This window comes from Agrobacterium leguminum (assembly GCF_005144435.2).
In the GTDB taxonomy this organism is placed as follows: Bacteria; Pseudomonadota; Alphaproteobacteria; order Rhizobiales; family Rhizobiaceae; genus Agrobacterium; species Agrobacterium leguminum.
Genome location: NZ_CP120211.1, coordinates 2,038,070 through 2,058,923, shown reverse-complemented (window position 1 = coordinate 2,058,923; position 20,854 = coordinate 2,038,070). Strand labels below are relative to the sequence as shown.

Below are 20,854 nucleotides of genomic sequence, written 5' to 3'. Positions count from 1 at the left end.
TGCGAAGATTTTTCACCACTCTAGAGTTTTAAAAAAGAAGCGTTTTTTCGGTTTCAGCCTATAAATGCGGCATTGGCAAATTGGTTGCGCGCGGATGAGGCGCGTATTGGGGTGACGGTGCTGTGTGCGCCGTGGGCGAATGCATAAATTTTAGTCGGTCGCTTTCGGTTGATGAATATCGGGCGTCGCATCAGAAAATCTGAAAGATGCGATCACGAAAACGCCTTTGACCTTTCGTCGGGATGCGGATACCGCCTTGCTGAATGCCCGGTTCGATCTTTCGCCGGTTTGCGTGAAGCCGCAGAAATATCAATTCGCCGCCTTTCCCGCACCGTGTCCGGTTACGGGCATCGTGCGGCACAGGGGATGTTCCCATGTCGCTCGACCGTCTGGCTCCGGCCATCTTCGTCTTTCTCTGGTCGACCGGCTGGGTCACCGCCAAATATGCGGTCTATTATACCGGACCGCTGACCTTTCTCTGTCTGCGCTATCTGCTGGCGGGGGCGTTGCTGTGGGCGATCTGCCGCTTTTCCTCCATCCAGTGGCCTGAGCGGCGTGCCGATCTCTTCCGGGCGATCCTGTCCGGCGTCTTCCTGCACGGTCTTTATCTCGGCATGATCTGGTGGGCGATAGGGCAGGGTGTGCCGGCGGCGATCGGCGGCATCATCGCCGGTCTGCAGCCGCTGATGACGGCGGTGGCCGCCCGCTACATGATCGGCGAAAGGATCTCGTCCTTGCAGCGCGCCGGCCTGCTCATCGGCTTTGCCGGCATCGCCATTGCCGTGCTGCCGAAGGTCATGGCCACCGGTGCTGTCGGCCTGTCGGTGCCGCTCTACGCCGTGGCGGTGAATGTGCTGGGCATGACTTCGGTTACCTATGGCACGCTCTACCAGAAGAAATATGTCCATGGCGGAAACATCATGGCGGTGGCCACGCTGCAATATGTCGGTGCGCTGCTGGTCACCGTGCCCTTCGCGCTTCTGCTGGAGGATGGGCATGTGGACTGGAGCCTCGGCCTTGCCGCCACGCTCGCCTGGTCGGTGGGTGCGATCTCCATCGGCGCCGTGGCGTTGCTTCTTTATCTCATCCGGCGCGGGCAGGTCTCGCGGGCCGCCTCGCTGATCTATCTCGTGCCGCCGCTTGCGGCGGTGGAAGCAGCACTGCTTTTTGGGGAAACGCTGACACCCGCCATGATTGCCGGCACCGTTCTGGCGGTGACGGGGGTTTATCTCGCCAATCGCAGACCTGCCGCAGCGGTTGTCGCACGTTAGAGCGTTTTCGCTTTTCTTCGCGTAGCGAAAGCGCTCTAACTCTTTGTTTTGCTGCGTTTCCGGACGGAAAACCGGGCTCCACTTTTCCTGGAAATGCTCTAATTACCACAACCTCATATTAGGGGTTTGTTAACCATAAAATTATACCTCTCGTTAATCCAAAGATTTGGCGGGGGTTACATGTCTATTTCACGTCGTGGTGTTCTGTTCGGATTGCCGCTGTTTCTGGCTGGCTGCGCGAATACCGGCATCGGCCAGCAGAGGCTGAATTATGCGGCAAAGCCGGAGGAGAAATTCCCGCTTCCCGCCATGCATCTCGACAAGGTCAAGCCGGAACTGCGCCGGCAGGAAGTCACCTACGATACCAGGCACCCGGCCGGAACGGTTGTGGTGGATACGCCGGCGCGGCGGCTTTATTACGTTATGGGCGATGGTCGCGCCATGCGTTACGGCGTCGGTGTCGGCCGGCAGGGTCTTGCGCTGAAGGGCGATGCCTATATCGGCCGCAAGGCGGAATGGCCGTCCTGGACGCCGACCGCGAACATGATGCGCCGCGATCCGCGCAATCTGAAATTCGCCGGCGGTATGGCGGGCGGCCCGAACAATCCGCTCGGCGCACGCGCGCTCTATCTCTATCGCGGCGGCAACGACACCATGTTCCGTCTGCACGGCACCAACCAGCCGCAATCCATCGGCCACGCCATGTCGAGCGGCTGCATCCGCATGCTGAACCACGACATCATCGATCTTTACAGCCGCGTGCCGGTCGGTTCGAAGGTCGTCGTCTTGCAGGCGTGAGGAAGAGGCGGATTTTTCCGCCTTTGCCACGCCAGAAAATGCTTGTATCCTTGAGTTGATTTTTTCGGCAGACGGTCAATTTTATGCTTGAAAATCAACCATGTGTAGAATGCCTCCCTTTCTGTATTTAAGGGAGTTCTGCTATATCGGAAACGTGATTTCCGGTGTTCGAGACGTGTATCCATAAAGGCATAAATGCACTGTATCGAGCGCGGCACCACTTCAACGGGGACACATGAACATGGCAACTTTCGACTCTCTCTCCCGCTATCGCCCGCAGGCACTCGGGGCGCTGCGCATCATGACGGCGCTGCTTTTTATGGCGCATGGAACGCAGAAGCTGTTCGGCTTTCCGGCATCGCAGATGGAAGGCTCGCTGCCGACCCTGATGCTTGTAGCCGCACTGCTGGAATTCGTCGGCGGCATTCTCGTGCTGATCGGCCTGTTCACGCGTCCCGTCGCCTTCATCCTGTCCGGCCAGATGGCGGTCGCCTATTTTATGGCGCATGCGCCGAGCAATTTCTTCCCGACCCTGAACGGTGGTGATGCCGCCATCCTGTTCTGCTTCATCTTCCTCTATCTGTTCGTTGCCGGTCCGGGCGCCTTCTCGGTGGATGAGCGCCGGGCCTGATTGCCCGACCCGTCATCGATCTCTTTTGCAGAAGCTCCGCATGGTCACGCCGTGCGGAGCTTTTTTTAGAGAATGATTGAAACTTCGGCCGTGGCCGAAGCATAGATGCTTGTTTTCGGGTTAAGAACGGGTCATCCTGAACGCAGTTGGAAAATCGATCCGTGACCTCCCAGAACCCCATCGCCCGCGAATTGCTGTTTCTCGCCCTGTTGTCCACGCTGTGGGCCGCATCCTATACTTTCATCAAGATCGGGGTGGAGACGATACCGCCGATCACCTTCATCGCATCGAGAACCCTGATCGCCGGTCTGCTGCTCTTTGCGGTGATCCGGCTGCGCGGGCTACGCCTGCCCACGGATTTGGCGACGTGGCGGCTGTTCTTCATTCAGGCCTGCATCAACAGCGTTCTGCCCTTCACGCTGATCGCCTGGGCGGAACAGAGCATCGATGCCGGTCTTGCCGTCATTCTCAATGCAACGACACCGATCTTCACCTTTCTTCTCACCGCACTCGTTATCCGGCACGAGCCGGTCAGCGGGCGCAAGCTGTTCGGCACCATTGCCGGCATGACGGGTGTGTGCCTCATCATCGGCGTCGAAGCGCTGAGCGGCGCGGGCGAGGCGATATGGAGCCAGCTCGCCGTGCTGACGGCGGCTTTCTCCTATGCCTGCGCGGCCATTTTCAGTAAAAATTTCAAAGGGCTCGATCCGATCATGCCGGCCGCCGGCTCGCTTATCTGTGGCGCTGTTTTCCTGTTGCCCGTGAGCCTGATCGTCGACCGGCCCTGGACATTGTCGCCTTCGGCGGCGTCACTGACGGCGCTCCTGTGCCTCAGCGTGTTTTCGACCGCGCTCGCCTTCATGATCTATTTCCGGCTGATGCAGACGCTGGGCTCCGTCGGCACCACCTCGCAGGCCTATCTCAGGGTGCCGGTCGGCGTCGCCATCGGCATGGCGTTTCTGGGGGAAATGCCGACGCCTGCCATGTGGGTCGGTCTCGTCTGCGTCATTGCCGGCGTGTTGGCCATGACCCTGCCGTCACGGCGTCGTCCGGTCGCGCAGGGTGGGTGAGGGGAAAGCAAAGCCCCGCTGGCCGGCTGTGGCTGCGGGGCTTGATTATTGGCGAGCGCGTGCCGCTTGTTTCTTCTCCTCGCCGGGGAGAAGGTCGCGGCAGCGGGATGAGGGGGCAAGGGTGGTGAGATACGGCAACGTTACCCCCTCATCCGACCCTTCGGGCCACCTTCTCCCCGGCGGGGAGAAGAAACGCCCGGCAATGCCGGGCGTCCTTAATCCACTCAGTGCAACTTAGCGGTTGCGGCCACGATGACCGTTGCCGGAAGCGCGCTTTTCCTGGCCGTTGCCGCCGGCAGGGGCGTGGCGGTTGGCGCCGCTGCCGCCGGGCTTGCGGGCCGGGCGGCGGTGCTTGCGCGGGCCGGCCGGGCGGCCAGCGTCGCCTTCAGCCTGCTTGACGCGCTTGAAGTCGGAGGTGACTTCCAGATCGTTGTCCGCGTCGCGCGGAGCATGGTGGCGCGACGGGCGGGATTCGCCGTTGTGACGTCCGCCTTCGCGGGGACCGCGCTGATGGCCGCCATTGTTGTTGCGGCCGCCGCGGTTGTTGTTGGGGCGCGTTGGGCTCGCAAGACCGGCCGGGCGTTCGCCGGAGGCGACCGGAATATCGATCTTCATCAGCTTTTCGATGTCGTGCAGCAGGCGGGTTTCGTCCGGTGCGCAAAACGCAATGGCGATGCCGTCGCGGCCGGCGCGGGCGGTACGGCCGATGCGGTGAACATAGGCGTCGGGCACTTCCGGCAGATCATAGTTGAAGACGTGCGTTACGGCCGGAATGTCGATGCCGCGGGCAGCGACGTCGGTTGCCACCAGCACCTTGATCTCGCCGTCCTTGAAGCCCTTGAGAGCGCGCTCGCGCTGGCCCTGGCTCTTGTTGCCGTGGATGGAGGCGACCTTGAAGCCGATATGTTCGAGATGCTTGTAAAGCTTCTCGGCACCGTGCTTGGTGCGCAGGAACACGATGGCGCGGCCATCCGGGTTTTCGTTGAGCGACTTCTTCAGAAGCTCGGTCTTGTCGTTCTTGCCGGCGACGAAGTGAACATATTGCTCCACCTTGTCGGCTGCCTTGCCGGGCGGGGTCACTTCCACCTTGAGCGGATCGGTCAGGTAGCTGTGGGCCAGATCGGCGATCGCCTTCGGCATGGTGGCCGAGAAGAGCAGCGTCTGGCGCTTGGCCGGCACCATCTTCGAAATCTTGCGCAGATCGTGGATGAAGCCGAGGTCGAGCATCTGGTCCGCTTCATCGAGCACCAGATAGGTGACCTTGGAGAGCGAGATGGCGTTGCGGGCGATGAGGTCCAGCAGGCGGCCGGGGGTCGCCACCAGAATGTCCGTGCCCTTTTCGAGCTGGAGCTGCTGCTTGTTGATCGATGCGCCGCCAACCACCTGGTTGATGCGCAGCGGCGTCTTCTTCACGAAGGAGCGCAGGTTTTCGCCGATCTGGTTCACCAGCTCGCGCGTGGGGGCGAGGATGAGCGTGCGGCAGGTGCGGTTTGCCGGGCGGTCCGCCTGCTTCATCAGCATTTCGATGATGGGCAGGCCGAAAGCGGCGGTCTTGCCGGTGCCGGTCTGTGCGAGGCCGATCAGGTCACGGCCTTCGAGCAGCAGCGGAATGGCCTTTGCCTGAATGGGAGTAGGGGTCGTATAGCCAAGCTGGGTAACGCTGGCCACGATCTTTTCGGAGAGGCCGAGTTCGCTAAAACTGGTCAATATAATGCCTTTCGGGGCGCCAAAAACCAATCGTCCGGAACAGGGCTGCTGTCCGGCGGTTTCGGCGTCAAGAACCCCGCGTGAATTGGGAACTTGTGGGTTGGAATAACTTTCTGCGCATCAGTGCGGCACATGCCGTCTTCTGTATTCTTTGCGCTTTTCCTTCATGCGGGCCAGATTCCTTTTTTAAGGACGTCTTTCCGGTCATACGCTGCAGCTCACGCGGCTGCCGAAGGTGAAAGCTTGAGGGCCATGTGGGCGTTTTGCGCGTCAAAGTCAAGCGATAGTTTTGTAACGCCGCCGCTTGAGGGCGCATGGCAGCCATGCGCACCGGTAGCCGGCGATTGCGGGGACGGTGCGGGTGCCAGCGAAGAATTATGGTTAAAAAAGGGTAACGGCACGCTCGGATACATAGCAAAGATCGATTTTCTCACATAACGTTTTTTGCGACGGCGTCCGGAAATATTTGATTCGATAGGAATGGACTGCAAGGTGTGGAGTATCGATTGACCGAAGGCTGCGGGTTGCTGGAAAAGGCTTGCAGGGCCGTGGCTGCCCTGGACCTGCCCGCGTGCATCAAGGACAGCGAACTTCGCTATATCGCGGTCAATTCCGCCTATGCCCGGATCATGGGGCGTCCGTCCGGGGCATTCAAAGGACACACCAGCTTTTCCCTTTCCGCCGATATTCGCGATGCCGAGCGTGAGGACAGGGAGCGCCGTTCGCTGGTCTTCGCCACGGATGAGATGATTGCCTGCCATGGTGGGGGCGCGTCCGGGCCATACACGCTTCGCTGCGAACGTTTCACCGGTGACGACGGCAATCTGTTCCTGTTCGAAGCGTTCGAGGATATGCCGTCCGCCGCCGTGGAGGTTTTTCCGCAAGCCGACAGCGCTTCGGACCTGCTGTTCGGCAGCGGCGTGATCGATCTCGTCGATGCGGGTATCGTGATTTATGACCGCGAAAACCGGCTGGTCTACTGCAATACCCGCTTCAGGGAATTCTACAGTGCGCTCGGTGTCGACCTGAAGGCCGGCGTCCCGCTCGAGACGCTGATGAGGGCGATTTATTTTTCGAGCGGCTACCGCGATGCGAAGGACGGCGATCCGGCGTTCGAAGGGTGGATGCAGGAGCAGCTACGGGATTTTTCACTGCCCTATCTCGAAAGGGTGGAGCAGTTTGCCGATGGCCGCTGGGTGCGCATGGTCAACAAGCGGCTGGAAAACGGCATGCTGGTGGGGCTGCGGGTGGATGTCACCGAGTTCAAGGCGCATGAGACGCTTCTGAGCACGCAGATCCGCGAGACCTGGCTTCTGCGCGCCGCGCTTGAGCAATTGCCGGTCGGCGTGTTCCTGAGAGATCAGGACAGGCGGCTGACCTTTGCCAATGCGGCCTATGAGAAATTTCTGGGCGGCAGCCTCGCCGACCATATCGGCAAGACCGAATGCGAGATGTTTCCGGAGGAGGGCCCGCAGTTCCAGCGGGAAAACGAGCATATTCTGCAAACCGGGGAAGCCATTGAAAAGACCGGAAGCGTTCCGCTTTCGGATGGCGGCGCCATTCCCGTCATCACAAGGCTCGGCCGGGTCGCGACGCCGGACGACGACTATTATCTGGTGGGCTCGGTCACCGATGCCAGCCTGCTGCAGGACCGGGAAAAGGCGCTGATCGCCGCGCAGGCCGAGGCTGAGGCGCTGCACCGTCAGCTCGAAGCGGTTCTCCATGCCCTGCCGGTGGGCGTGCTGCTGCTCAGCGCCGATCTCGTCATCGAATATGTCAATCCGTTCTTTTATGAGGTCTGGGGCGAGATCGGCGGCGAGAAGTCGCTTGTCGGCAAAAGTTATCGCGAATTCATGGAGATGAATTTCGACAGCGGCCTTTATGACTATGGCGACAGGCCTTTCGATGAGGTCTATGGCGAGCGGGTGCAGCGGCTTCTGAAGGAGGAGGTCTTTGCGCCCCGCGAGGTGCGCAGCAAAAGCGGCAAGGTCACGGTCATTTCGAAAACCCGGCTCGAAGGCGGGAAAATCCTCAGCACCTATGCCGACGTCACCGATGTGCGCATGCGCGACGTTGAGATCAGCAAGGCGAAGGCCGAACTGGAGCGGGTCGGCGAATATATGCAGGGCGCTACCCGCGCCATGGCGCAGGGGCTGGTGCTGGTCGAGCAGGGCACCATCATCATGTCCAACGAGGCGATGGCGCGTATGTTCGACGTGCCGCCGCATCTTCTGGAAAAGGGTTGCAACTGGTCGGGTTTCTTCGCCCATTGCGCCGGGCGCGGCGATTTCGGCACGGCCGGGGAGGCTTCCGAGACGCTGCGCGCCTGGAGGGAGAATATCGCCGCCAACCGGCCGTTTTCCTGGCTCATCCATGTCGCCGGCAAAAGCTGGCTCAATCTGGAGGCCACCAACAGTTCCGGCAATTACTGGCTCATCATCGTCACCGATGTGACCGAGATGAAGCTGCGTGAAGAGGAATTGCAGCGGCTGCTATCGCGTGCGGAAGCGGCGGATCGGGCCAAATCGGAATTCCTGGCCAATATGAGCCATGAAATCCGCACACCGATGAACGGCGTTCTCGGCATGGCGGAGCTTCTGGCCAAGTCCAATCTCGATACGCGCCAGAAGACCTTCACCGATATCATCGTCAAATCCGGTAATGCGCTTCTGACGATCATCAACGACATTCTCGATTTCTCGAAGATCGAGGCCGGGCAGATGAGGCTGCGCAGCGTGCCCTTCGATCCGGCGGAGGCGGTCGAGGATGTGGTGTCGCTGCTGTCCTCGGCGGCGCTTGAGAAGGACATAGAGCTGATCGTCCGGATCGATGCTTCCGTCTTCGGCAAGGTCATCGGCGATGCCGGCCGCTTTCGGCAGATCGTCACCAATATCGTTGGAAACGCCGTCAAGTTCACGGAAATGGGGCATGTGCTGGTCGAGCTTTCGGCGCGTTCGGCGGAAGCTTCCGAGGCCATCCTGTCGCTGCGTGTCGAAGACAGCGGCATCGGCATTCCGGCCGACAAGCTCGAAACCATCTTCGACAAGTTCAGCCAGGTCGACGGCTCCGCCACGCGCCGGCACGAGGGAACGGGGCTGGGGCTGGCGATCACGGTCGGTCTCGTCGGCCTGTTCGACGGCGCGATCAAGGTCGTCAGCGATGTCGGCAGGGGATCGACCTTCGAGGTCAATATTCCGTTTCAGGTGACCGAGAGACAGCGCGACCTTCCGCTTCTTTCCGTGGCGATCGACGATATCCGCGTGCTCGTCATCGACGATAACGACGTCAATCGCCGCATATTGACGGAGCAGTTGCGCAGTTGGGGCATAGACGGCCACGCGGTGGAGGATGGGCCTTCCGGCATCGCCGTGCTTGAGGAGGCGGCGTCGCTCGGTTTTTCCATCGACGCCATCGTTCTCGATTATCATATGCCTGTGATGAACGGGCTGGATGTGGTGGAGCGAATCCGGGCGGATGCGCGCTTTGACGACATTGCCATTGTTTTCCTGACCTCCATGGATGTCGTCGGCGACGAGACGCTGTTCACCGATCTCAATGTGCAGGCGCATCTGATGAAGCCGGCGCGGGCACGGCTCCTGCGCTCCACGCTGTTCGATGTGGTAAGGGATGTGCGGCTGAAACGCGCCCGGCAAGCGCCGGTCCCGCGTGAAGGTCGCCGTGATGGCGCCGTCCGGCCGGAAAAAGGCTCCGCCGAAAGAAAGCAGCGCGATGCCGCATCGACGGCGGTGCCGGCGCGGCACCGGCCCAGCCTTGTCGATGTGCTGGTGGCCGAGGACAATGACGTCAATCAGATTGTCTTCACCCAGATATTGCAGCAGGCGGGTCTGCGCTTTTTGATCGTCGGCAATGGCAAGAAAGCCGTGCAGGCATGGCAGGAGAACAATCCCGCCATCATCCTGATGGATGTCTCGATGCCGGTCATGAACGGACATCAGGCGACGCAGGCCATCCGCGCCGCGGAGCAGACCGCCGCCGACGGCCGGCATGTGCCGATCATCGGCGTTACCGCCCATACGCAGGAGGCGGATCGGGAACTATGCCTGGAGGCGGGCATGGATGATTATCTGTCGAAGCCCATCAGCCCGGAAACGCTCGAAGACAAGATCGCGCAATGGCTGGGCGAAAACATGCCGCGCCGCGACGTGCCGGGCGTGTGACTATCCGCAGCGACTGCGGGTCTCCGAATTGCTTCAGCCGGAGCGCTATTTCCATGACGCATTTTCAGACGCAAAACCGCTTCACAGTTTTGCTGAAAATGCTTTGGTCCCGCAGAGCATTTCCCGCTTTCCGGCAAAACCTTTCCGGCGTTCCAGCTCAAAACCGGCGGCGATGAGGTTGCGGCGAACGAAGCCGGCGGCGGCATAGGTGGCGAATGTGCCGCCCGGCGCCGTCTTTGCGAAAAGCGCCTGCATGATTTCCAGCGACCACATGTCCGGATTGCGCGCGGGTGCGAAGCCATCGAGAAACCAGGCGTCGAAACTTTCCTCGCTTGCGGAAATGCCGGCGAGCGCCTCGCCGCAAACCACTGTCAGGCGCGTTTCGTCATCGAGCTGGATTTCGACCCGTCCTTTCGGCTCGGCGGGCCAGAGGGCGGTGAGCGCCTTGCGTTCGGCATCCACTTCCGGCCAGCGGGAAAGAGCCCGGTCGATTTCCTCCGCCTTCATCGGATAGAGTTCGAAGGAGATGAAATGTAGTCTGGAGCGGCCGTTGCGCATCTCTTTCCATTGGCGCCATGTCTCGCAGAGGTTAAGCCCGGTGCCGAAGCCCAGTTCGCCGATGCGGAAGGCGCCCTCCCGTTCGAGCCAACGCTCTGGCAGGCCGTTTCCGGAGAGGAAGACATGTCCGCATTCCAGCCGGCCATCCGTCTGGCAATAAAAATGGTCGTCAAAGGCCAGTGAATAGGGCATATCCCCGTCACGCCAGTCGAGCGCGGTGACTTCCCCGGCCGGTGAACCGGCCGCTGCGCCGGTCTCTGTGATATTTTCGTTGGAATGTTTCATGGCTAAAGCCGATAATCCCGCTTTCGAACAGGGTCAATCTCCAAGATTGCCGGCCTCCGTGCCGCTTCTCATCGTCGGCGGCGGCATCATGGGGCTGTGGGCCGCTGTCAAGGCGGAACGGCTCGGCATCGATACATTGCTGGTGGAGGCGGATCACCCCGGCGGCGGCGCCAGCGGCGGGCTGCTGGGCGCGTTGATGCCGCATATGCCGGACCGCTGGTCGGACAAGAAGCAGTTCCAGTTCGATGCCCTCGTTGCGCTGGAAAATGAGATTGCCGGGCTGGAGGCGGAGACCGGGCTTTCCGCCGGCTATCGCCGTTCCGGCCGTATCATTCCGCTGCCGAAGCCGCATCTGCGCGCCATTGCCGAACGGCACGAACGGGATGCGCTGGAGAACTGGGTGTCGGGCGAGTGCCGGTTCCATTGGCATGTCGGCGACAGGCCTTCGGTCGCGGGCTGGGTGGATGATGCGGCGGGTGAGGCGGGTTTCGTGTTCGATACGCTGGCGGCGCGGGTCTCGCCACGTGCGATGATCGCCCTTCTTTCGGCTTTTCTCGGCAAGGCGCGGCATGTGCGGCTGGCGGAAGGTTGCCGCGTTCTTTCGCTCGACACGGATGCCGGGCGGGCGGTGCTGTCGTCGGGCGACGAGGTTTCTTTCGGCCATGTCATCGTCGCCAACGGCCATGGTTCCTTCCCCCTGATCCGCGACGCCCTCGACCTGGATGCCGGCCTGACGCTGGGGCAGGCGGTGAAGGGGCAGGCGGCGCTTCTCGATGCGGCAGCCAACCCGGCGATGCCGGTTGTGTTCCTGAACGGTCTTTATATCGTGCCGCATGAGGATGGCACGGTCGCGATCGGCAGTACCAGCGAAGATTGTTTTTCCGATCCCTTCGGTACCGATGAAAAGCTCGAAAAACTGCTTGCGGATGCATGTGCGGTCGTGCCTTTGCTTGCCCGTGCGCCGGTGCTGGAACGCTGGGCCGGGCTGCGCCCGAAGGCGGTGGGGAGGGACCCGATGGTGGGCACGATCCCCGGCCATCCGAGGCTCGTTGCGCTAACCGGCGGCTTCAAGGTCAGCTTCGGGCTTGCGCATTTTCTTGCCGATGCGGCGTTGCAGACCGTGTGCGGTCACACGCCTGCCATCCCCTCGGGCTTTCACCTTCAACAACATGTGAGTATTGCCGCCGCGGACTTTAGAAAGTTCTGATTAGGCCGCCCACGTCGTTAATCTGTCACGCAAATCACTTATCTGCTGGCCTGCAACGAGGCCGGTTTGTCCGCTTTTGCGGCGAGGTGACAGCGCATGCGATACGCCATTCATTTCACGCCTTCCCCCAATGACCCCCTGACGCAGGCGGCCGCCGCGTGGTTGGGGCGCGATGCCTATTCCGGTCAGGCGGTGGAGCCGCCGGGCATGATCGATCTCGGCATGCAGGAGATTTCCTACCATACGGCGCTGCCGCGCCGTTACGGTTTCCATGGCACGATCAAGGCTCCCTTCCGTCTTGCGGAGGGCCATTCCGAGGCCGCGCTTCTGCGCGACCTGATGTATTTTTCCGGCAGGCAGGAGCCCTTCACGCTACCGCAACTGGTGGTGGCAAGGCAGGAGAATGTCTTCAGCCTCGTTCCCGAGCGCCCCTGCGAAGTGCTGCATTTTTTTGCCGCCCGCGTGGTGCAGGAATTCGACCGTTACCGGGCGCCGCTCTCCGACGCGGAAATCGAGCGCGCGGATCCGGACCGGCTTTCGGCCTCGCAGCTCACCAATCTGCATCGCTGGGGCAGCCCGCATGTGATGGATGAGTTCCGGTTCCAGATGTCGCTGACCGGCGGTGTGGAAGCTTCCAGCAGCCAGAGGATAGAGCGGGCCGTGCGCAAGGTTTTCGAGCCGCTGCTCACCCGGTCCCTGCAGTTTTCCAGCCTTGCGCTTTTTATCGAGGATGAACCGGGCGCGCCTTTCCGGGTACATTCGCTTCACCCCATGGGTCGCGTTTCCGCCCGAAAGATCGCCTGAAGAGAGCGCTGGCGCAATCGTATACAAAAAAGCATCGGAATGTCGGCAAGATTGATCTCGACATTCCGGATGCGGATGCTACCGTTCGGATATCGCATATCTGAAGCGTCTGTTGCGCCCCTTCCGGGTCATCGCGCTTCGGAGGTCTGTTTTATGTCTCCCGAAATCGGTTTCCGCCTTGGGAGAGATGTTCTGGGTGGCTGCATGATTTCCGAAAATTACTCCCGCAATCTGGTGGGCTATGGCCGCAATGTTCCCGATCCGAAATGGCCGGGCGGCGCGCGCATCGCCGTGCAATTCGTCATCAATTACGAGGAGGGTGGTGAGAGCTGCATTCTCGACAATGACAAGGCGTCGGAATCGCTGCTGTCGGAAATCGTCGGCGCCCAGCCCTGGCCCGGCCAGCGCAACCTGAACATGGAATCGATCTATGAATATGGCTCGCGCGCCGGCTTCTGGCGGCTGTGGCGCATGTTCACCGGCCTTGGCGTTACCACCACCGTTTATGGCGTGACCGCCGCCATGGCCCGTAACCCGGAAGCCGTTGCGGCGATGAAGGAAGCGGGCTGGGAAATCGCCAGCCACGGTTATCGCTGGCTGGAGTACAAGGATTTTTCCGAAGAGGAAGAACGCAAGCATATAGTCGAAGCCGTGCGCCTGCACACGGAGGTTACCGGCGAGCGTCCTTACGGCATGTATCAGGGCAAGCCTTCTGACAATACGCTGCGCCTTGTCATGGAAGAGGGCGGTTTCCTCTATTCGTCGGATTCCTATGCCGACGATCTGCCCTATTGGGTGAAGGGTGCGAAGGACGAGCCTTTCCTGATCATTCCCTATACGCTCGAAACCAACGATATGCGTTTCGCCACGCCGCAGGGCTTCAATTCCGGCGACCAGTTCTTCACCTATCTGAAGGATGCTTTCGACGTGCTTTATCAGGAAGGTGTCGAGGGCGCGCCGAAGATGATGAGCGTCGGCCTGCATTGCCGCCTTGTCGGCCGTCCCGGCCGCGCCGCAGCCCTTCGCCGTTTCATCGAATATGTGCTCGGCCATGAGAAAGTGTGGATCCCGCAGCGCATCGAGATTGCCCGTCACTGGCATGAACATCATAAGCCGGAGGTGCTTTGATGGTGACGCGTGAGGACTTTGTCACCCGTTTCGGCGGCGTGTTCGAACATTCGCCTTTCATCGCCGAGCGAGCCTATGATGCTGGTGGAGCCGGCCTGGAACTGACGGCGAAGGCGGTTCACGCCGCGCTTAGCGCGCAGTTTCGCGCCACTTCCGAGGCGGAAAGGCTCGGCGTATTGCGGGCGCATCCCGATCTTGCCGGCAAGCTGGCGATTGCGGGCGAGTTGACGGTCGACAGCCGCAACGAACAGGCCGGTGCGGGGCTGGACCGTCTTACCCCGGAAGAGCACGCCCGTTTTACCGCGTTGAATGGCGCCTATACCGAAAAATTCGGCTTTCCTTTCATCATCGCGGTCAAGGGGCTGAACAGGCACGATATTCTAGCTGCCTTCGAGACGCGCATCGGTAACGGTGCAGCCGAAGAGTTTGAGACGGCGACGGCGCAGGTGGAAAAGATCGCCTGGCTTCGCCTTTCCTCGATACTGCCGGAAGGCTGAATTGGCGAGTGGTGGCCGTTCTGCTAGAATCGTGCCGTCTGGAGATGAAGATCATGAGACCTTCCGAGGTGCTGGAAAAGAACAGGGAAGCGATCCGCGAAGCGACGAAACGCTTCAACGCGGCAAACCCGCGCGTGTTCGGCTCCGTCGCCCGCGGCGAGGACCGGCCGGACAGCGATCTCGACATTCTGGTGGATGCGCTGCCGGGGGCGACCTTGTTCGACCTGGGCGGCCTGTTGGAAGAGCTATCGGCCATCATGCGCGGCACAGAAATTCATCTGTTGACGCCGGGGGACTTTCCCGAGCGCGTCCGTGTGAAGGTTCTGCAGGAAGCGAAGCCTGTATGAGCGTCGAGCGGCTGCACGTTTATCTTCAGGATATCAGGCAAGTTGCTTCGGAAACCATCGACTTCGTTCGACTGAAAACGAAGGATGAATTTTTGGCTGATCTCGTCCGCCAACGGGCGGTCGCGATGAACCTTCTGATTATCGGCGAAACGACCGCGCGGATAATGGAAGAGTTCCCCGCTTTCGTGGCGGATTTTCCCGATATTCCGTGGGTCAAGATGCGCGGAATGCGAAACAGGATCGCGCATGGTTATATGAGCATCAATCTGGAAACGGTCTGGGATACGACACAGACGGCCATACCGGACCTTCTGGACAAACTCTCCCTCCTCCGAAACTGGCATGCCCAAGGTGAATGACATTTGACTGATTTTCTCGACATAAAACCTCTCACCAAAGAGGCGTTCGCATCCTTCGGCGATGTGATCGAAACGACATCCTCTTCCATGCGGCATATCAATGGCGGCCAGACCGAGCGGCACCATGCGCTCGCAGCACCGGAAGCGGCGGGTGAGGGGGCGCGTGTCATCCTCAATATTTTCCGCGGGCAGCCGCGCGCCTTTCCGCATCAAATCGAGATGATGGAGCGGCATCCGCTCGGCAGCCAGAGTTTTTCGCCGCTTTCCGGCCGACCCTTCCTCGTGGTCGTCGCCGATGACGATGGCGGCCGGCCCGGCCGGCCGCAGGTGTTTCTGGCGCGGGGCGATCAGGGCGTGAATTACCGCCGCAATGTCTGGCATTATCCGCTGATGCCGTTGCAGGCGGTTTCGGATTTTCTGGTTGCCGACCGCGATGGGCCGGGTAACAATCTGGAAGAGTATTTTTTCGATAAGCCCTATATGATCGCGGAGCCCAAGCCATGACCGGTTTGACCACCCATGTCCTCGATGCCGCCCAGGGCACGCCCGCCGAAGGGTTGACGATTGAGCTTTACCGGCTCTCCGGCGATCGCCGCGAGAAGCTGAAAACGGTGCAGACCAATAGCGACGGCCGTGTCGACGGCGGGCCTCTGCTCGCCGGCGACAGTTTCAAGGTGGGTCAATACGAGCTGGTTTTCCATGCCGGCGATTATCTGCGCGGCAAGGGTGTGGCGCTGCCGGAGCCGGCCTTTCTCGATATTATCCCGATCCGCTTCGGCATTGCCGATGAGAGCGGCCATTACCATGTGCCGCTTCTGCTTTCGCCCTATAGTTACTCCACCTATCGAGGAAGCTGATTGCCATGATCTTTGCCGCCATTGCCGATATTCACGGAAACTGCGCCGCGCTCGAAGCCGTGCTGGAGGATATCGTGAGGCTTGGCATCAAGGACATCGTCAATCTCGGCGATTGTTTCAGCGGCCCGCTGGAAGCGGGGTTTACCGGCGACGTGCTTGTTAGCAACTGGATTCCCAGCATCCGCGGCAATCATGATCGGGAACTGATCGACCGTGCCCCGGAGGAGATGGGAAGCTGGGAAAGGCCGGCGCATGCGCAGCTGAGCGCCGCCCATCTGGACTGGCTGCAAACCCTGCCGTTCAGCATGGTGTTCAAGGATGTCGCCTATTGCTGCCATGGCTCGCCGCGTGACGATCTGGAATATTGGCTGGAAACGCTGTCACCGGAAGGCGTTCTGAAATTGCGGCCGCTGGCCGAAATCGAAGCCATGGCGGAAGGCATCACGCAGCCGCTGATGCTATGTGGCCACACCCATATTCCCCGCACCGTGCAGCTTTCCGATGGCCGGCTGATCGTCAATCCCGGCAGCGTCGGCTGCCCCGGCTGGAAGGACGACACGCCTTTCGACCATCACGTCGAGGCGGGTCATCCGCTTGCCACCTATGCCGTGCTGGAAGAGACCGGGCGCGGCTGGCAGGTCTATTTCCGCAACATCCGTTACGACAATATGGCCATGGCCGAGATGGCGAAGGTCAACGGCATGCCTCGTCTCTCCGATGCGCTGGCGGGCGGTTGGCTTGGCAAACGGGCTTGAATTGCCTAGGGAGTTGTACTATTTATTGTACAACTTTCATCGGGGTTCATCCATGCGTACCGTTATGTTTTCAAAAGCACGCGAATCCCTTGCATCGCTTCTGGATGAAGTGTCGCAGGACCGGGTGACTGTGGAAATCGTGCGCCGCGACAAGCCGTCCGCCGTTCTTATCGATAAGGACGAGTATGAAGGCTTGATGGAAACCTTGCATCTCTGCTCGTCGCCGGAGAATTTCGCCAGACTTAGAAAGTCGATGTCCGATGTGGACGCGGGTACTTTCGAAAGCCATGATCTTATCGACTGATTTTTCAAACCCATCGCGCATGAGTGCGAGCTTCCATCAGGAGAAACTCTCATGCAGCAAAAGGGCGCGATTGCTCTCGGCTGGAGCCATCAGGGCTGGGAAGACTATCTTCACTGGCAGCAATATGATCGCAAGATGCTCGAACGCATCAATGAACTCATCAAGGATTGTCGACGGCATCCATTTGAGGGGATCGGAAAACCTGAGCCACTGCGTTTTCAGTTGAAGGGTCTATGGTCACGCAGGATTTCGCAGGAGCATCGGCTTGTCTACGAGTTGCGCGGCGAAGCGGAAAAGACGGTTCTGATTATTCACCAATGCCGTTTCCACTACTGATCCTCACCCCTCGCTGGTCATCACCACGCAGGAATAAGATTGCGCCTTCAGTTCCTTGCAGGCGGAAACCGCCGAAGACTGGTCTTCGAAGCCGGTGAAACGGGCGCGGTAGAGGGTTGCCGATCCGCTTTGCACGGCTTCGGTATAGGGAGCGATCCCGGCATAATTTCCGGCGATGTTGGAGCGGGCATTGGCGAGCAGCGTGCGGGCGGCGGCTTCGCTGTCGGTGGCGGCGATCTGCACTTCCCAGCGGCTTCTCTGGCCGGCGGAGACGGCAGCGGGGGCCGGCCGCGGGATGGCCGAAACCTGCATCATGTCGGCCATCTGGTTATTCGCCGTGGCGATCTGCATGGCGACCGGATCCTGGCGGCGTTCGGCGAACATCGGCAATGGTACAGAGGCGGGGGGTACTGAAGCGGTGGGCGCGGCTGCGGGCGTCACAGCAAAGGTGCGGCTGACATTGGCGCTGGCGACGAGCTGTTCGGTGTTGCGGCTTCTCGATGCCTGCGGCACGGCCTTGTCGAGAAGGGCGGCCATCTGCGCATCGCGGCTGCGCGCGGTCTTGCCGCCCAGCACGACACCGACGACGCGGCGGCCATTGTGATTGACAGCGCTGACGAGATTGAAGCCGGAAGCATTGGTATAACCGGTCTTGATGCCGTCCATGCCCTGATAGCGATACATCAGATTGTTATGGCCACGAATGCGTTTTCCCCGGAAACTGAAGGATTCCATGGCGAAGAGGTCGTATTCCTTGGGAAAGTCGCGCTGCAGCGCCAGGCCGAGTTTCGCCATGTCGCGCGCCGTCGTCACCTGCGATTTGCTGGGCAGGCCGGAAGCGTTGCGGAAGACCGTTTTCGTCATGCCGAGCTGGCGGGCCTTGCGGGTCATCATCTCGGCGAACCTAGCCTCGGAGCCGCCGAGATGATCGCCCATGCCTTCCGCCATGTCATTGGCGGATTTGACGATCATGCCGTAGACCGCCTCGCGCACGGTGAAGGTCTGCCCCTGGCGCACATAAAGCTTCGAGGGGATAACGGCCGCACCGTTCTTGGACATCTTTATCTTCTGGTCCCAGCGAAGCCGGCCAGCATGCAGCGCCTCGAAGGTCATGTAGAGCGTCATCATCTTGGTGAGCGAAGCGGGGTGGTTCAGCACATCGGCATTGCGCGCGGCCAGAACCTTGCCGGTATTGGCGTCCATGATGAAATGGGCGTAACCGGCCTGGGCAGGCGATACCTGCAATGAGAGGATCGCGCAAAAGAAGGCGAGTGCGAAGACCCATGCGCCCGCCATTCCCCGTTTGATCGTTCCCGACATAATCCACCCCTTTTGTTCGGCCGCCGCGATGAGCGAAGTTTTACTGACACTTTCCGGCAACAAAACCGCTAAAACTTTAGAGATCGCTTTCATGCTTAATTAAGTATGAATTTCAAGCTGGCGGCAGCCCTCACAATTTCCTTGCAAAGAAACCAACCGTCCGGTATGTTCCGAAACATGAAAAATGCACATGAACGTAAAAAGCAGCCTGAGATCGTGCGCCGCAGTCTTCTCGATTGCGCGGCGAAACTCGCTGCCGAACAGGGTGTTGCAGCACTTTCCGTGCAGGCGGTGGCGGATGCCGCCGGGGTGACGAAGGGCGGGTTGTTTCATCATTTCGCTTCCAAGCAGGCTTTGCTGGAGGCAGTGATGGCGGACCTTCTTTCGGCGCTGGACGCGGAAATCGATGCGCTCATCTCACAGGATTGTGAAGCTTACGGATGCTTCACGAGGGCCTATGTGAACGCGGTTTTCGCCGATCGCGACCGGGAATCAGGCAGGCAATGGGCGGCGTTATCGGTGTCGATGGTCGGTGAACCGTCGCTCAGGCGCATGTGGACCAGCTGGTTCGAAGGGCGTCTCATCCGTCATAAGGAAACGGATGAGGGGGTGGTATTGGAACTCGTAAGGCTTGCGGCGGACGGTATCTGGTTTGCCGATCTTCTGGCCGATGACGGCAGGGCAGGTGGCGACAGGGCGGCTCTCAGAGCCCGGATGATCGCGCAGACGAAAAAGGAAATGGAACAATGAACGCGGCAATCTTCACCTACGGGGCGCTCGTCGCGGCCATTGTCTGCGAGGTCATCGCCACCTCGTTCCTGCAGCAGTCGCAGCAGTTCACCCGGCTGTTGCCGACGGTGCTGATGGCGCTGTTTTACGGTGCGGCCTTTTATCTGCTGTCGTTCACGCTGCGGGCGCTGCCGGTCGGCGTGGCCTATGCGATCTGGAGCGGGCTCGGCATCGTGCTGATTTCCGGTATCGGTTATTTCGTGTTCCGCCAGGCGCTGGATATCGCCGCCGTGGTTGGTCTCGGGTTTATCGTGACGGGGGTGGTGATCGTCAACGTGTTTTCGAAGACGGTGGGGCATTGATAGGGCATCTCCACCTCATTCCTGTGCCTGTCACAGGAATCCAGCCGGCGCGCGTCTGCGCGACGGAAGGAGTCATTTCAGCCCAAGGACTTGGGCTGGCTGGATCCCTGTGACAAGCACAGGGATGAGGGAGGCAGCGTACGGGACTTTCTGAGACGCCGGCTCTGAGGCATCACCTCACCTGCTACAGCGTCACCATCAAGCCAGAACGCTGCGGTCCACATCCGTAATCAGCCGCTTGCCGCAAAGCGCCATGCTGACATCCATCTCCTTGCGGATGATCTCCAGCGCCGTCGTCACGCCCTGCTTGCCATCGGCACCGAGGCCATAAAGGAAGGGGCGGCCGATATAGGTGCCTTTAGCGCCGAGTGCGACGGCCTTCAGCACGTCCTGACCGGAGCGGATGCCGCCATCCATGTGCACCTCGACCCTGTCGCCGACGGCATCGACGATCTTCGGCAGCATGGCGATCGAGGAATGCGCGCCGTCGAGCTGGCGGCCGCCATGGTTGGAGACGATGATGGCGTCAGCGCCGGTATCGAGCGAGGCGCGTGCATCTTCCTCGTCAAGGATGCCCTTGAGGATGAGCTTGCCGCCCCAGCGCTGCTTGATCCATTCGACATCCTTCCACGACAGGCGCGGATCGAACTGCTCCGCCGTCCAGGAAGAGAGCGAGGAGAGGTCGGAGACATTCTTGGCGTGGCCGACGATGTTGCCGAAGCTGCGGCGCTTGGTGCGAGCCATGTCCATGCACCATTTCGGCCGGGTCGCCATCTGCCAGATATGTTTCGGGGTGAATTTCGGCGGTGCGGAGAGGCCGTTGCGCAGATCCTTGTGGCGTTGGCCGAGAATTTGCAGGTCGAGCGTCAGCACCAGCGCCGAGCAGCCGGCGGCCTTGGCGCGGTCGATGAGATTGTTGACGAAGTCCCGATCCTTCATCACGTAAAGCTGGAACCAGAAGGGTTTCGAGGTGACGGAAGCGACATCCTCGATGGAGCAGATGCTCATGGTGGAGAGCGTGAAAGGCACGCCGAATTCTTCGGCTGCTTTGGCGGCCAGCATTTCGCCATCGGCGTGTTGCATGCCGGTCAGTCCGGTGGGGGAGAGGGCTACCGGCATCGAAACCTTCTCGCCGACCATTTCGGTGGCAAGCGACCGGTCGGTCATATCCACCAGCACGCGCTGGCGCAGCTTTATCTTTGCAAAATCATCCTCATTGGCGCGGTAGGTGCCTTCCGTCCATGCGCCGCTATCGGCGTAGTCGAAAAACATTTTTGGCACACGGCGCTGAGCCTGTTGCTTCAGGTCCGCTATGGTCAGGATTTTGCCCATGGATAAAGCCTTCACATTT

The 20,854-nt window shown here is 60.4% G+C and carries 22 protein-coding genes; 18 read left to right on the top strand and 4 right to left on the bottom strand.

Annotation, left to right across the window (positions count from 1 at the left end; all coding sequences use genetic code 11):
- Nucleotides 1-374: 374 nt before the first annotated feature.
- The 4 genes from CFBP4996_RS10065 to CFBP4996_RS10050 all read left to right on the top strand — a co-directional run bounded on the left by CFBP4996_RS10065 (nt 375) and on the right by CFBP4996_RS10050 (nt 3,770).
- Complete coding sequence (locus CFBP4996_RS10065) at nt 375-1,271, top strand: DMT family transporter (protein WP_080851066.1); 897 nt, start codon at nt 375-377, stop codon at nt 1,269-1,271.
- Between the two features lie 180 nt (nt 1,272-1,451).
- The gene (locus tag CFBP4996_RS10060; RefSeq protein ID WP_003520529.1) at nt 1,452-2,069 is read left to right on the top strand and encodes a L,D-transpeptidase; all 618 of its coding nucleotides are present in this window, start codon (nt 1,452-1,454) and stop codon (nt 2,067-2,069) included.
- A gap of 241 nt (nt 2,070-2,310) precedes the next feature.
- Nucleotides 2,311-2,700 (top strand): DoxX family protein, encoded by a 390-nt coding sequence (locus CFBP4996_RS10055; RefSeq protein ID WP_162935828.1) that lies wholly within the window; start codon nt 2,311-2,313, stop codon nt 2,698-2,700.
- A 161-nt stretch (nt 2,701-2,861) separates the two neighbouring features.
- Nucleotides 2,862-3,770 carry a DMT family transporter gene (locus CFBP4996_RS10050; protein WP_080851070.1) on the top strand — a complete coding sequence of 303 codons (909 nt, stop codon included), beginning with the start codon at nt 2,862-2,864 and terminating at the stop codon, nt 3,768-3,770.
- Between the two features lie 234 nt (nt 3,771-4,004).
- On the opposite strand, the gene CFBP4996_RS10045 is transcribed toward CFBP4996_RS10050, so the two are convergent.
- The gene (locus CFBP4996_RS10045) at nt 4,005-5,477 is read right to left on the bottom strand and encodes a DEAD/DEAH box helicase (protein WP_035261393.1); all 1,473 of its coding nucleotides are present in this window, start codon (nt 5,475-5,477) and stop codon (nt 4,005-4,007) included.
- 506 nt (nt 5,478-5,983) lie between these two features.
- Here CFBP4996_RS10045 and CFBP4996_RS10040 point away from each other — a divergent pair.
- The gene (locus CFBP4996_RS10040; protein ID WP_162935829.1) at nt 5,984-9,655 is read left to right on the top strand and encodes a response regulator; all 3,672 of its coding nucleotides are present in this window, start codon (nt 5,984-5,986) and stop codon (nt 9,653-9,655) included.
- An 81-nt stretch (nt 9,656-9,736) separates the two neighbouring features.
- Here CFBP4996_RS10040 and mnmC2 read toward each other — a convergent pair whose 3' ends face one another.
- Nucleotides 9,737-10,498 (bottom strand): tRNA (5-methylaminomethyl-2-thiouridine)(34)-methyltransferase MnmC2, encoded by a 762-nt coding sequence (mnmC2, locus tag CFBP4996_RS10035; protein WP_080851075.1) that lies wholly within the window; start codon nt 10,496-10,498, stop codon nt 9,737-9,739.
- On the opposite strand from mnmC2, the gene CFBP4996_RS10030 reads away from it, so the two are divergent.
- From CFBP4996_RS10030 to CFBP4996_RS09980, 11 genes are all read left to right on the top strand, one after another.
- Complete coding sequence (locus tag CFBP4996_RS10030; RefSeq protein ID WP_080851076.1) at nt 10,497-11,705, top strand: NAD(P)/FAD-dependent oxidoreductase; 1,209 nt, start codon at nt 10,497-10,499, stop codon at nt 11,703-11,705. The two genes, mnmC2 and CFBP4996_RS10030, sit on opposite strands and share 2 nt — an antisense overlap.
- Before the next feature lie 96 nt (nt 11,706-11,801).
- Complete coding sequence (locus CFBP4996_RS10025; protein ID WP_003524263.1) at nt 11,802-12,509, top strand: DUF1045 domain-containing protein; 708 nt, start codon at nt 11,802-11,804, stop codon at nt 12,507-12,509.
- Nucleotides 12,510-12,713: 204 nt separating this feature from the next.
- Nucleotides 12,714-13,637, top strand: a complete 924-nt coding sequence (puuE, locus tag CFBP4996_RS10020) for an allantoinase PuuE (protein ID WP_003524262.1) — start codon at nt 12,714-12,716, stop codon at nt 13,635-13,637.
- The gene (gene uraD / locus CFBP4996_RS10015) at nt 13,637-14,134 is read left to right on the top strand and encodes a 2-oxo-4-hydroxy-4-carboxy-5-ureidoimidazoline decarboxylase (RefSeq protein ID WP_080851077.1); all 498 of its coding nucleotides are present in this window, start codon (nt 13,637-13,639) and stop codon (nt 14,132-14,134) included. Before puuE ends, uraD begins: the two co-directional genes overlap by 1 nt.
- A 53-nt stretch (nt 14,135-14,187) precedes the next feature.
- On the top strand, nt 14,188-14,481 hold the full coding sequence (locus CFBP4996_RS10010) for a nucleotidyltransferase family protein (protein WP_003509513.1): 294 nt from the start codon (nt 14,188-14,190) through the stop codon (nt 14,479-14,481).
- Nucleotides 14,478-14,840, top strand: coding sequence for a HepT-like ribonuclease domain-containing protein (locus CFBP4996_RS10005; RefSeq protein WP_059754283.1), 363 nt, complete (start codon nt 14,478-14,480; stop codon nt 14,838-14,840). Before CFBP4996_RS10010 ends, CFBP4996_RS10005 begins: the two co-directional genes overlap by 4 nt.
- Nucleotides 14,841-14,843: 3 nt before the next feature.
- A complete protein-coding gene (locus CFBP4996_RS10000) occupies nt 14,844-15,344 on the top strand; it encodes an ureidoglycolate lyase (RefSeq protein WP_080851078.1) in 501 nt (166 codons plus the stop codon).
- The gene (uraH, locus tag CFBP4996_RS09995; protein ID WP_003524255.1) at nt 15,341-15,697 is read left to right on the top strand and encodes a hydroxyisourate hydrolase; all 357 of its coding nucleotides are present in this window, start codon (nt 15,341-15,343) and stop codon (nt 15,695-15,697) included. Before CFBP4996_RS10000 ends, uraH begins: the two co-directional genes overlap by 4 nt.
- A gap of 5 nt (nt 15,698-15,702) precedes the next feature.
- Nucleotides 15,703-16,452: a metallophosphoesterase family protein gene (locus CFBP4996_RS09990; protein ID WP_080851079.1), complete on the top strand. Its 750-nt coding sequence runs from the start codon at nt 15,703-15,705 to the stop codon at nt 16,450-16,452.
- Between the two features lie 52 nt (nt 16,453-16,504).
- On the top strand, nt 16,505-16,756 hold the full coding sequence (locus CFBP4996_RS09985) for a type II toxin-antitoxin system Phd/YefM family antitoxin (RefSeq protein WP_035260938.1): 252 nt from the start codon (nt 16,505-16,507) through the stop codon (nt 16,754-16,756).
- A 51-nt stretch (nt 16,757-16,807) separates the two neighbouring features.
- Nucleotides 16,808-17,092 (top strand): Txe/YoeB family addiction module toxin, encoded by a 285-nt coding sequence (locus CFBP4996_RS09980; protein WP_206696310.1) that lies wholly within the window; start codon nt 16,808-16,810, stop codon nt 17,090-17,092.
- 3 nt (nt 17,093-17,095) lie between these two features.
- Here the strand turns inward: CFBP4996_RS09980 and CFBP4996_RS09975 are convergent, their stop codons facing one another.
- On the bottom strand, nt 17,096-18,388 hold the full coding sequence (locus CFBP4996_RS09975) for a D-alanyl-D-alanine carboxypeptidase family protein (RefSeq protein ID WP_162935977.1): 1,293 nt from the start codon (nt 18,386-18,388) through the stop codon (nt 17,096-17,098).
- Nucleotides 18,389-18,577: 189 nt separating this feature from the next.
- On the opposite strand from CFBP4996_RS09975, the gene CFBP4996_RS09970 reads away from it, so the two are divergent.
- Together CFBP4996_RS09970 and CFBP4996_RS09965 are read left to right on the top strand one after the other, a co-directional pair.
- Nucleotides 18,578-19,162 (top strand): TetR/AcrR family transcriptional regulator, encoded by a 585-nt coding sequence (locus tag CFBP4996_RS09970; RefSeq protein WP_080851082.1) that lies wholly within the window; start codon nt 18,578-18,580, stop codon nt 19,160-19,162.
- Nucleotides 19,159-19,503 carry a DMT family transporter gene (locus CFBP4996_RS09965; RefSeq protein WP_003524247.1) on the top strand — a complete coding sequence of 115 codons (345 nt, stop codon included), beginning with the start codon at nt 19,159-19,161 and terminating at the stop codon, nt 19,501-19,503. Before CFBP4996_RS09970 ends, CFBP4996_RS09965 begins: the two co-directional genes overlap by 4 nt.
- Before the next feature lie 198 nt (nt 19,504-19,701).
- Here the strand turns inward: CFBP4996_RS09965 and CFBP4996_RS09960 are convergent, their stop codons facing one another.
- Nucleotides 19,702-20,835: an alpha-hydroxy acid oxidase gene (locus CFBP4996_RS09960; protein ID WP_162935830.1), complete on the bottom strand. Its 1,134-nt coding sequence runs from the start codon at nt 20,833-20,835 to the stop codon at nt 19,702-19,704.
- Nucleotides 20,836-20,854: the final 19 nt, after the last annotated feature.

Coding starts and splice junctions, on each gene's coding strand:
- CFBP4996_RS10065 (WP_080851066.1), top strand. CDS start 375: ATGTCGCTCGACCGTCTGGCTCCGGCCATCTTCGTCTTTCTCTGGTCG.
- CFBP4996_RS10060 (WP_003520529.1), top strand. CDS start 1,452: ATGTCTATTTCACGTCGTGGTGTTCTGTTCGGATTGCCGCTGTTTCTG.
- CFBP4996_RS10055 (WP_162935828.1), top strand. CDS start 2,311: ATGGCAACTTTCGACTCTCTCTCCCGCTATCGCCCGCAGGCACTCGGG.
- CFBP4996_RS10030 (WP_080851076.1), top strand. CDS start 10,497: ATGGCTAAAGCCGATAATCCCGCTTTCGAACAGGGTCAATCTCCAAGA.
- mnmC2 (WP_080851075.1), bottom strand. CDS start 10,498: ATGAAACATTCCAACGAAAATATCACAGAGACCGGCGCAGCGGCCGGT.
- CFBP4996_RS10025 (WP_003524263.1), top strand. CDS start 11,802: ATGCGATACGCCATTCATTTCACGCCTTCCCCCAATGACCCCCTGACG.
- puuE (WP_003524262.1), top strand. CDS start 12,714: ATGATTTCCGAAAATTACTCCCGCAATCTGGTGGGCTATGGCCGCAAT.
- uraD (WP_080851077.1), top strand. CDS start 13,637: ATGGTGACGCGTGAGGACTTTGTCACCCGTTTCGGCGGCGTGTTCGAA.
- CFBP4996_RS10010 (WP_003509513.1), top strand. CDS start 14,188: ATGAGACCTTCCGAGGTGCTGGAAAAGAACAGGGAAGCGATCCGCGAA.
- CFBP4996_RS10005 (WP_059754283.1), top strand. CDS start 14,478: ATGAGCGTCGAGCGGCTGCACGTTTATCTTCAGGATATCAGGCAAGTT.
- uraH (WP_003524255.1), top strand. CDS start 15,341: ATGACCGGTTTGACCACCCATGTCCTCGATGCCGCCCAGGGCACGCCC.
- CFBP4996_RS09990 (WP_080851079.1), top strand. CDS start 15,703: ATGATCTTTGCCGCCATTGCCGATATTCACGGAAACTGCGCCGCGCTC.
- CFBP4996_RS09985 (WP_035260938.1), top strand. CDS start 16,505: ATGCGTACCGTTATGTTTTCAAAAGCACGCGAATCCCTTGCATCGCTT.
- CFBP4996_RS09980 (WP_206696310.1), top strand. CDS start 16,808: ATGCAGCAAAAGGGCGCGATTGCTCTCGGCTGGAGCCATCAGGGCTGG.
- CFBP4996_RS09975 (WP_162935977.1), bottom strand. CDS start 18,388: ATGGCGGGCGCATGGGTCTTCGCACTCGCCTTCTTTTGCGCGATCCTC.
- CFBP4996_RS09970 (WP_080851082.1), top strand. CDS start 18,578: ATGTTCCGAAACATGAAAAATGCACATGAACGTAAAAAGCAGCCTGAG.
- CFBP4996_RS09965 (WP_003524247.1), top strand. CDS start 19,159: ATGAACGCGGCAATCTTCACCTACGGGGCGCTCGTCGCGGCCATTGTC.
- CFBP4996_RS09960 (WP_162935830.1), bottom strand. CDS start 20,835: ATGGGCAAAATCCTGACCATAGCGGACCTGAAGCAACAGGCTCAGCGC.